Below are 9952 nucleotides of genomic sequence, written 5' to 3' on the forward strand. Positions count from 1 at the left end.
GAAACGGCGCCGAACGACGCGGCATCTGCCGATAAAATGGGCGCCATTATTGTGAGTTCTCTGGCGAGTACTTGACCGGATTGACCGTATCGCTCGCGCGGTTCGCAGCGCTCGGGCGTGCGGCACGCCGATTGCTCCCGATCAATCGACGATTGACTGCATCCTGACCGGTCGGGAGGCGAACATGAGCCGCGCGACGCCGAAATCACGCGTCTCCGGGGCGCCCGCTCCGGGATCGCGCCCGGAAGACGGCTGGTGCCCCGACCTGCGGCGCTTCGGCAAGCCGCACTACCTCGCCATCGTCGAGGCGATCGCCGAGGACGTCCGCACGGGAAAGCTCGCGGTCGCCGAGCGCCTGCCGCCGCAGCGGGTGCTCGCGGCCCGCCTCGCCCTGAACTTCACCACGGTGGCCCGCGGCTACGTGGAGGCGCAAGGCCGCGGCCTCGTCGAGTCGCGGGTCGGCCAGGGCACCTTCGTGTGCGATCCGGCGCGCAGCCTCCAGGCGCCCCGCCCGGCCCTGCCGCGCCGCCGCGGCGCGGTCGACTTCTCGATGAACCTGCCGCCCGAGCCCGACGACCCGCGGCTGCAGGCGCGGATGCGGGCCGGCGTCGCGGCGATCGCCGACGACCTGCCCAACCTCCTGCGCTACCAGGGCTTCGGCGGCACCGACGCCGACAAGGAGGCCGGCGGGCTCTGGCTCGCGCGGCGCGGGGTCGTCGCCGGCCACGACCGGCTCCTGCTCTGCCCCGGCGCGCACAGCGCCCTCGACGCGATCCTCGGCTCGGTGGCGCAGGCCGGCGACGTGCTCTGCACCGAGGCGCTGACCTATGCCGGCATCCGCTCGCTCGCGGCCCATCGCGGCCTGCGGCTCGTCGGCCTGCCGACGGACGCGGACGGGCTGGAGCCCGACGCCTTCGCGGCCGCCTGCACCCGGCTCGCGCCCAAGGCGCTCTACCTCAACCCGACGCTGCAGAACCCGACCACCCAGACGATCGGCCGGGGCCGGCGCGAGGCGATCCTCGCGGTGGCGCGCCGCTACGACGTGGCGATCGTCGAGGACGACGCCTACGGCTTCGTCTGCCCGGATCCGCCCCCGAGCTTCCAGCAGCTGGCCCCCGAGATCACCTACTACGTCGCCGGCCTCGCCAAGTGCCTCGGGGCCGGGCTGCGCCTCGCCTACTGCGTCGCGCCGAGCGCCCGCGCGGCGCTGCCGCTGGCCTCGACCCTGCGCGCGGCGACCGTGATGGCCTCGCCGCTCACCACGGCGCTCGCCACGCGCTGGATCCTCGACGGCACCGGCGAGGCGGTGCTCGGCTTCGTCCGCACCGAGTCGCAGGCGCGCCAGGCCATCGCCGCCCGCCTGCTGCCGGGGGAGCTGGTCCGCTCCGATCCGAACGGCTTCCATCTCTGGATGCGGCTGCCCGAGGGCTGGACCCGCTCGGCCTTCGCCAGCCAGGGCCGCGCCGCCGGGCTCGGCGTCGTCGCGAGCGACGCCTTCTGCGCCGCGGGCCCCGCCCCCGAGGCGGTGCGGATCTGCCTCGGCGGCGTCGGCGCCCGCGCCGAGGTCGCCCAGGCGCTCGAGGTGCTGGCTCACGCGCTCGGGCGCGCGCCGACGCTCGCCTCCGCCTACATCTGAGCGCCTGCCCGACCCCGTCGCGAGCCGCCGGTGCGGCGTCGCGTGCCGGAACTCGCCGGCGCCTGCTGCCATTCCGCTCCTATCCCGAGGCCGCGCGACCCCGCGCGATGCCCGTCGCTCACGCTTCTCCGGACGGACCTTCATGCAGCATCTTCGACGCGACCTCGCCGCGGCCGCCCTCCTCGTCCTCGGGACCGCCGCGGGCCATGCCCAGGGCAAGCCCCTGCCCGCGCCGTCGAGCGCCGTGATGCCGCCGGTCGAGCTGACGATCACCGCCGAGGGCGGCAAGCCGGTCTGCGCGCCGGCGGAGCTGCGCCTGCCCGCCAACACCGACGTCGCGCTGCACGTGGTCAGCCACGCCGACACGCCGGTGACGATCACCGCGGCGGGGCTGTTCGAGAACGGCCACGTGCTCCATGCCGACGGCGACCTCGTCCACGTGGCGAGTGAGAAGGGCTACCTGATCAAGCGGGACGGCCAGGGCACCCTGCGCGTGCGGACGCTCGAGGCCGGCGACCACGACTTCGCCTGCACCAGCACGGCCAACAAGAACGCGCCGTTCGTGGGCAAGCTCGTGCTCACGCCGCCGGCGAACTGATCGGCGAAGCCGACGAGCCGCGGCGCGGGCGTCCGAACAGGTATCACCGGAATTCAGCCTTAATTTTGCGTTACGAATTCAATCGGAATTCAACAGGTGTTGCAGACGGGACCTTTCGGTCGGCCCCGTAGGATCGTATTCGGATCCCGCAAGCCCGAACGCTCCGATGGTGCCCGTGCCGAACACCGCGTCCGCCCGCCGCGTCACGAAACCCCTGCGGGGACTGATTCGCGGCGTCGCCCTGCTCACCGGGTTGTTCGTCCTGCCGAGCGCGGTGCTCGCCTACGCCGACCTTCTCCCGGTCCCGTTCGATTTCGGCCTCGGCGATGCGGTCGCCGAGATCGACCTGCCGCACGTCGCCCGGCAGATCGCCATCGGCGCACCGCTGCGCATCGTCGCCTTCGGCTCGTCCTCGACCGAGGGTATCGGCGCCAGCACGCCGGCCAACGCCTATCCCGCCCGCCTGCAGGCGGATCTCCGCGCCGCCCTGCCGAGCGTCGCCGCGAGCATCACGGTGCTGAACCGCGGCATCGGCGGCGAGCACGTCGACGACATGCTGCGCCGGCTCGAGCGGGACGTGATCGCCGCCGAGCCGCAGCTCGTGATCTGGCAGACCGGCAGCAACGACCCGCTGCGCGGCGTCACCATCGAGCATTTCCGCGAGGCGACGGTCAGCGCCGTGCGCCGGATGCAGGAGGCCGGCATCGACGTCGTGCTGATGGAGCCGCAATGGTGCCCGAAGCTCGACGCCACCCCCGGCTCCGACCGCTTCCGCGACGCGGTGCGCGAGATCGGCGACGCGCTCGACGTGCCGGTGATCCGCCGCGCCGACCTGATGCGCGGCTGGATCCGCGACGGCAAGCTGACCCATAGCCAGCTCTTCTCCGCCGACGGCCTGCACATGGCCGACCGCGGCTACGCCATGCTCGCTAAGGCCGCCGCCGCCGCGATCATCGAGGATGCCGGCCGCGTCCAGGTCACCGAGGCGGTCGCCGAGTAGCGCCCGGCTCAGTGCTTCGGCCCGTCCGTCGGCTTGTCCGCCCGATCCCACTGCGCCTTCGCCTCGGCCGCCGGCTTCGTCAGCAGCACCTTGCCGTCCACCGTGCCGATCCACGCGATCGGCACGGCGTGATGGCGTCCGCCGGCATCCCGGTCGGTCTCGGCCAGGACGATGGTGCCGTTCTCGACCTTGTCGACGGTGCCGACATGCGCCCCGTCGGCGCCGACCACCTCCATGTGCTCGGCGATGCGGGCGGCGCCCGCCGCCGGCGTGGTCTGCGCCACGGCCGCGGGCGCGAGCAGGATCGCAGCGGCGCAGGCGAAAGCGCGGCACCCGACGGTCTGCAAACGGTTCGGCATGGGCGATCTCCCTCGCTGCGCCGCGGCCGGCGTCCCTGCCAACCGCCCGGGGCCCCGCCCGTTTCCCCGCGCCGGGCCGGCCGCTGGCCCGCGGCTTGCGCATGCCCTATCGCGGCGTGAGCCTTCGCATGGCGGGCCTTCGTGTCGCCGGCCGTTCCCGGCCGAGGCCCGAGGCGGCGGCCCCGACACGGGCTCGTCGCGCAAGCGTGTCACGCCGCACGGCGCAGGAACCGGCACGGTTCCGTACGGACGAGGTGGGGATGGACGGCCCGGAACGTATCGCGATCCTCGGCGCGCCGACGGAGGTCGGCACCAGCGAGCCCGGCTCCGTGATGGGCCCGGCCGCCCTGCGCACCGCGGGCCTCGTCCGCACCCTGCGCGACCTCGGCCACGCGGTGGCCGACCATGGCGATGCGGTGCCCGACGGGCCGGCCGACGCGGTCGGCAGGCCCGCGGTCGCGGCCTGGACCCGGGCGCTCGCCCGCCAGGTCGAGGCCGCCCTCGACGCGGGCGACCTGCCCGTGGTCGTCGGCGGGGATCACAGCCTGTCGCTCGGGACCGTCGAGGGGGCGATGCGCCACTGCGCGCGGACCGGCCGGCCGCTCTTCGTGCTCTGGCTCGACGCGCATGCCGACTTCAACACCCCGGAGACCTCGCCTTCGGGGAACCTGCACGGCATGCCGCTGGCGGCGCTCTGCGGCGAGCCGGGCCTGTCCGACCTGTTCGCCGACCCCGACCGCCCGGCCCTCGACCCGACCCGCGTCCACCTGTTCGGCCTGCGCTCGATCGATGCCGGCGAGCGGGCCCTCGTGGCCGCGCGCAACGTCGAGGTCACCGACATGCGCCACATCGACGAGTTCGGCGTCGTGGCGCCGCTCCGGCGCAGCCTGGAGCGGGTCGCCGAGGCCTCGGGCCACCTCCATGTCAGCTTCGACATCGACTTCCTCGATCCCGGCCTCGCGCCGGCCGTCGGCACCACGGTGCCCGGCGGGGCGACGTTCCGCGAGGCGCACCTGATCATGGAGATGCTGCACGATTCCGGCCTCGTCGGCTCGCTCGACGTGGTCGAGCTCAACCCGTTCCTCGACGAGCGCGGCCGCAGCGCCCGCGTGCTGGTGGAGCTGGTCGCGAGCCTGTTCGGCCGCCGCATCCTCGACCGCCCGACCCCGATCGCCGCCGTGCCTGCGCCCGCGACGCGCGGATGAGCGACCGGCTCGCCGTTTCGGACCGGACCGACGCCGTCTCACCCGAGACCGCGCCGGCGCGCCAGCGCTCGGTCGGCCGGGTGATGCTGCGCGTCGCCGCCGACGGCGCCGGCACGGCGACGCGGATCGCGGACCTCGCCGAATCCGGCCCCTCGCGCCTGCGCTTCCCGCGCGCGCATGGGGGTGCCGCGGAGGCGATCCTGGTCAACACCGCCGGCGGGATCGCCTGCGGCGACGACTTCGCGGTCTCGCTCGCGCTCGAGGCCGGGGCCGGCCTCGTCCTCACCACGACCGCGGCGGAGAAGATCTACCGCTCGGACGGGCCGGTGAGCCAAATCGCGAACCGCGTCGCCCTCGGCCCGGGGGCCCGGCTGGCCTGGCTGCCGCAGGAGACGATCGTGTTCGACCGCGCCCGCCTGCGGCGGCGCTTCGAGGCTGATCTCGCCCCCGATGCCGGGCTCCTGGTGTTCGAGGCCGTGGCCTTCGGCCGGGCCGCCCGCGGCGAGCGGGTGGAGGCGGGGCTGTTCGAGGACGTCTGGCGCATCCGGCGGGGCGGCCGCCTCGTCTACGCCGACAGCCTGCGCCTCGACGGGCCGATCGCCGCCCGCCTCGCGCGGCCCGCGATCGGCGGCGGCGCCAGGGCCTGCGCGACGGTGCTCGACCTCTCCCCCGGGGCGGAGGCGCGCCTGGACGAGGCCCGGGGCCTGCTGGCGGAATGCGGCGCGAACGCCGGCTCGGGGGTCGAGGCCGGCGCGAGCGCCTGGAACGGCCACCTCGCGATCCGCCTCCTCGCCACCGATCTCGGGCCGCTGCGCGCCGTCGCCGCCCGCCTGCTCGTCCGCTACCGCGGCGTGGCGCTCCCGCGGGTGTGGCAGGCCTGAGGGCTCGGCGGCTTTCGACGGCCGGCGGTCCTTCGAAAGCGCGAATGCCCGACGATCCTGCGGAGATACGGCCTCGCGCCCGTTGCTCAGCGCCCGCCTCGTCTGCTAGAGACCCCTCACCCCGCGCCGGCCGCCCGGCACGGGATCTTGCGGGCGCCCCGTTTCGACGGCCGCGCCGGAGCGACGAGGCCTCGTGGCGGAGTGGTTACGCAGAGGACTGCAAATCCTTGCACCCCGGTTCGATTCCGGGCGAGGCCTCCACGTCACGTCCTCCCATCTACTTTTCCTTGACCCATCCCCGGCGATCGATCGCAGGCGCCGCGCGTCCTCCGGCATCGCGACGCGAAGCCTGAGCCTCGTGGCGCGGCCGCCTCGTGGCCCCGGCGCAACGCTGTTGCCGAGGTTCCATTCGCGCCGCCCGAGGCAGCCCGCGCGAAATGCAAAACATCCACCCGAGGCCCTTGCGCGCCGTACCGACGCTGTGTAGATCACCCCCGTGATCCCCGATAGCTCAGTTGGTAGAGCAGGCGACTGTTAATCGCCTTGTCGCAGGTTCGAGTCCTGCTCGGGGAGCCATCACTTCTCCAAGCCATTTTTCGGATTAATCTTTTCGCTCCGAACCCCGCACCGGTTCAGGAGAAGCGGAGATGGACATTCGAGCTGCTGCCCTCTCTGCGACCCGCTCGGCGAGTTTCGCTCGGTCGGCTCCGCGCAGGTAGGTCGCGCTCGCGGCTCCCCTCAGCCCATCCGAACCAGGCGTTCGATTCGGCCTCCGTGGCGCCCTCCTCCGCCGCGCGCCCGCCTTGCGCAGACCGTACGCCGCGCCAGCTCGCAGCATCACTCCGAACCGCGGCGCATATGGCGGACCGGGCGGTCATCGCCGCCTTCCTCAAGGACGCGGCGACGACCATGGCCGCTCACAACCCGCTGTCTCGAACGAGCGCGGGCGCTCGGCGCCACTGGACCGGGCGGCAGCGAGAATTCGCATCGTTCGGCCGCCGATGCCCACGGTGGGCCGGAGGCTCGGTTCGATGCCCTGCCACCTCACGGCAGTTGATACGGTCAGGTCGGATCTTCGGTCAGGTCTTTGAACTCGTCCTTGAGGCAAGTATGCACGCGCCTGAGCCATAGTTGAGCTTCAGCCTCTTCAGCCTTGGCGGCCTCTGCCTGCTTCTCTGCAAGCTTCGCCCTGGCTTCCGACAGCCGAGCCAGTTCCTCAGCCCTCTCGGCACGTGCGATGGCCGCGGCCGCTGAAGCTTCGGCAGCCTCGGCGCGCCGTTCGGCCTCTTCGGTCTGCTTGAGGCTACGGCGAATGATCGACTGAGACTGGCGGGACACCTCCTGCGCGAAATCGCGTGCCCGGCGCACGCGGTCTCCAACGTCGCGGATCAGGTCGAGCGCGGCAGGCCAGTCGGTTTCGCCAGGACCGATATCCGCAAGCCGTGGCGGTGAGATGCCCGGCTCCACGAAGAGGGGGACGATCTTGCTGTTGGAAGGCAGCCCGGCCGCCAGCTCGGAGCTGCTGCGCCAAGCATCGTCGGCCGGGATATCACGTCCGGCCGGGCGGACGGTGATTGCAGGACGCTGAGCTGAGTTCGGCATCACGCAGTCCTCTTCACATCCGGCTCAAGGGGGAACTCGCTCGCGATCGTGTCGTAGACGCGTGTGAGCCACTCCTCCGCGATCCGCGCTCGCTCTTCGGCCGCCTTTACCCTCTCGTCGGCCAGCTTCAGCATGGCGTCGGCACGGCTCTGAATTTCAGCGGTGCGCGCCTCAGCGACTCGGACCCGCTCGGCGGCGTTGCGGACATCTTCGCGGACGCGGTCAAGCACCTCCTGGACGCGCAGCTCCTGTTCTTGAGCCTGCGCCTCGACCTCGCGGGCGTGATTGGCCGCATGCCGAACCCGCTCGATCAGCTTCGACCAATCCTGTGGCGAGGAACGACGGGTGGGAGCGCCTCCACCACCGATGTCGTCGAGAGGCCCGACCAACCTCAACACGTTGGCCAGGTGGGTGTCGGTCGAGGAGGTCACATTCGTAGGCGCTTCGAGTTCGGAGGGGCTCTCCCAGGGGTATCGCTTGCTCGGACCCGTCATGACGCTTTCATTTCGCCTGGCTTCGTTCCGGAACCGCCATCCCGGGCTCACGGTGTGAGCATGTCCAAGAAGCCTAAAATATACTGATGTGTCTACCTGGCGCGCTTCTTATTGCCTTTAATTGATATCGCTTCCGCGCGGCGGTTCTTTATTGAGAGACCGTTGTAGCGGCTGAAACACAACATGCCGAGGAGCGCTGACATATGTAGCGTCAGATGCTCGATAACCTCGGCGCTCAGATCTGCCACCGGTGCCGGAAGCCCGCTCGCTCTCGGGGGTATGGACTCCCGACACGGTCGTCGCACAATCAGCCGCTGGCACCCAACCCCTCGTGCTCCCCCGCTACTCCCAGTCGGCGGCCGATCCTTCGGCAGCCCGCTCCAGGAACGTGGCCGGGGCCTTCCAGCCAACCTCCGCGCCGTTCGGATCGCCCCGATCCGGCGGCACGTAGCGACCGCGGTTGTCCTTCAGGCGCCGTCCCTCGCGAGAGGCATCGGCGTGGCTCCGTTGAATGGAGCCCCTACGATCCGGCCGGAGTATGAAAGTCGAAATGGCGTGCGCGGTCAGCGGTCGAAAATAATTTTCGGCAGCCGCTGACGGAATCGGGTTGCGCCTGACCCTGTCGGCCCGTGTACGCACTGGGTCCGCCCAACGTCGGGTCACGAGGGTGCGAGAGCAGGTTGTCGGCTGGAATGTAGGCGGCGGCCCTGCTCGAAGGGGCAAACAGGACCGTCGCAACAGATCGAGCGACCTGCTGGCCGCGGATGCGGCGGCGTCCACGGTGGATCAGATGGGTTGCTGAGGGATGAGCAACGAGACGACGGCTCTGGTCCTGGCGCTCGCGACCGAGAACGCGGAATTGCGCGCGGCGCTCGCCGAGGCTCAGGAACTCTTAATCGAGACCGCCGTCGATGCCGGCGAGATGCATGCCCGTGTCGAGGAATTGCAGATGGAGCTGGCCGTGGCACGTGCGGACCGTGATGCCTGGATGATCCGCGCGAGGCGGCAGGCCTGATGATCGACCCCTATACCTGCCAGCCACGCGATACGGAATTTCGGACCCTGCTGGGAGCGCTCGACGACAACCTGCGGACGCGCACCATCCACAACCTGGCCAGGCTTCGCGTCGATCGCGAGGGCGGCGAGGGTACGTATCGGGACATGCTGGCCCTGATCGCCGCCGGGGGCACCGGCGCGCTCGCGGCCCAGCGTGCCCTGGACCGTGTCCACGAGAGAGCCGAGAGGAACCTCTCGGACGTCCTGGCGGCCTTAGCAGAGGCCAGCGCCACCTGACGGCTCGGGACGGATCTGCCGACCGCGAATGCGGCGCAGACCACAGCCGGCAGATCGATGGCCGCCGAGCTATCCAGACCGCTGTTCCTACCCGATCGACGGGCGCGAGCTGTCGGCCATGGTCCGGTTCCGGCGTGCCGGCGGCGCCTGCGAGGGCTGCGGATGACCGCATGGGCACATGGTCTCCCACCTGGGCGACGGGCGGTGGCGGAATGCCGAGGTTAACGCCTGGCGTGACGGGAAGGGCAAGAGCCTCACCGTGCTGCCGCGTGAACCACGACCGGCCCGAGCATCAGCGACAGCGAACGCCGTTCCGGCGCCGTGCGCTGGGCGACCTATTCGGCGGCACCGAACTGCGCCCACGGGCCAGCCAGGCGCCCGACTGCAGTGCCCTCGAAGCGGATCCCTTCGGCAGTCAGTCAGGGTGTGAACTTTGGGGGTAACGCGCGTAGTGCGACCCAGGAAAGCCAGGCCGAGACAGCAGGGCTGTTTGCCCACCAGGGACTTACGTGAAAGCGTGCGGATGGCGGGGCGCGCCTCATGATGCGAGGGCGTGATTGGATCAGAATAGAGGGATTGCAGGTGTGTCTTAGTCGCTACAGCAACTGCGCGGGAAAAGGGTATCTAGCAGTCAACTAGGCACACCGATCGGCACCCGACATATGAACAAGATCCTTACGTCCCTCGCAGCCTTCACGGCTCTCACCGCTGCCGCGTCCGCCGCCGACCTTCCGCGTCGCGCCCCGCCGCCGGTGTTCACCCCGGTTCCGGTGTTCACCTGGACGGGCGCGTACTTCGGTATCAATGCCGGCTACGGCTTCGATGCCAACGACAACCGCGGCGCCACCGTCGTCGGTGTCTCGCCGCAGAACGCGATCTTCGCC

10 protein-coding genes, 2 tRNA genes and 1 pseudogene are annotated in these 9952 nt (G+C 71.2%); 10 read left to right on the forward strand and 3 right to left on the reverse strand.

Translation table 11 applies throughout. From position 1 onward, the window contains the following. Positions 1–184 precede the first annotated feature (184 nt). From MKK68_RS13550 to MKK68_RS13560, 3 genes are all read left to right on the forward strand, one after another. Positions 185–1636 carry a PLP-dependent aminotransferase family protein gene (locus MKK68_RS13550; RefSeq protein WP_147859825.1) on the forward strand — a complete coding sequence of 484 codons (1452 nt, stop codon included), beginning with the start codon at positions 185–187 and terminating at the stop codon, positions 1634–1636. Between the two features lie 142 nt (positions 1637–1778). Beyond that, entirely contained in the window at positions 1779–2234 is a 456-nt protein-coding gene (locus MKK68_RS13555) for an anaerobic typically selenocysteine-containing protein (protein WP_147729670.1), read from the forward strand. A gap of 175 nt (positions 2235–2409) precedes the next feature. Next, positions 2410–3234, forward strand: a complete 825-nt coding sequence (locus MKK68_RS13560; RefSeq protein ID WP_409567239.1) for an SGNH/GDSL hydrolase family protein — start codon at positions 2410–2412, stop codon at positions 3232–3234. Between the two features lie 8 nt (positions 3235–3242). Here MKK68_RS13560 and MKK68_RS13565 read toward each other — a convergent pair whose 3' ends face one another. Then, the gene (locus MKK68_RS13565; protein WP_244030714.1) at positions 3243–3593 is read right to left on the reverse strand and encodes a DUF2171 domain-containing protein; all 351 of its coding nucleotides are present in this window, start codon (positions 3591–3593) and stop codon (positions 3243–3245) included. Positions 3594–3853: 260 nt separating this feature from the next. Between MKK68_RS13565 and rocF the strand changes: the two genes are divergently transcribed. The 4 genes from rocF (at position 3854) to MKK68_RS13585 (ending at position 6255) form a co-directional block, all read left to right on the forward strand. Next, entirely contained in the window at positions 3854–4798 is a 945-nt protein-coding gene (gene rocF, locus MKK68_RS13570) for an arginase (protein WP_244030717.1), read from the forward strand. Continuing rightward, positions 4795–5679, forward strand: a complete 885-nt coding sequence (locus MKK68_RS13575) for an urease accessory protein UreD (protein WP_147843661.1) — start codon at positions 4795–4797, stop codon at positions 5677–5679. Before rocF ends, MKK68_RS13575 begins: the two co-directional genes overlap by 4 nt. Before the next feature lie 187 nt (positions 5680–5866). Further along, positions 5867–5940: transfer RNA gene (locus MKK68_RS13580), tRNA-Cys, on the forward strand. A gap of 239 nt (positions 5941–6179) precedes the next feature. Further along, a tRNA-Asn gene (locus tag MKK68_RS13585) sits at positions 6180–6255 on the forward strand. A gap of 486 nt (positions 6256–6741) precedes the next feature. Here MKK68_RS13585 and MKK68_RS13590 read toward each other — a convergent pair. Together MKK68_RS13590 and MKK68_RS13595 are read right to left on the reverse strand one after the other, a co-directional pair. Further along, positions 6742–7281, reverse strand: a complete 540-nt coding sequence (locus MKK68_RS13590; protein WP_244030719.1) for a hypothetical protein — start codon at positions 7279–7281, stop codon at positions 6742–6744. Beyond that, on the reverse strand, positions 7281–7775 hold the full coding sequence (locus tag MKK68_RS13595; RefSeq protein WP_244030720.1) for a hypothetical protein: 495 nt from the start codon (positions 7773–7775) through the stop codon (positions 7281–7283). Before MKK68_RS13595 ends, MKK68_RS13590 begins: the two co-directional genes overlap by 1 nt. A gap of 805 nt (positions 7776–8580) precedes the next feature. On the opposite strand from MKK68_RS13595, the gene MKK68_RS13600 reads away from it, so the two are divergent. From MKK68_RS13600 to MKK68_RS13615, 3 genes and pseudogenes are all read left to right on the forward strand, one after another. Continuing rightward, positions 8581–8790 (forward strand): hypothetical protein, encoded by a 210-nt coding sequence (locus tag MKK68_RS13600; RefSeq protein WP_244030721.1) that lies wholly within the window; start codon positions 8581–8583, stop codon positions 8788–8790. Then, complete coding sequence (locus MKK68_RS13605; protein ID WP_243933848.1) at positions 8790–9068, forward strand: hypothetical protein; 279 nt, start codon at positions 8790–8792, stop codon at positions 9066–9068. Before MKK68_RS13600 ends, MKK68_RS13605 begins: the two co-directional genes overlap by 1 nt. 662 nt (positions 9069–9730) lie before the next feature. Beyond that, positions 9731–9952, forward strand: a pseudogene (locus MKK68_RS13615) (porin family protein); the annotation flags it as partial.

Source organism: Methylobacterium sp. E-016 (assembly GCF_022829745.1).
Lineage (GTDB): Bacteria > Pseudomonadota > Alphaproteobacteria > Rhizobiales > Beijerinckiaceae > Methylobacterium.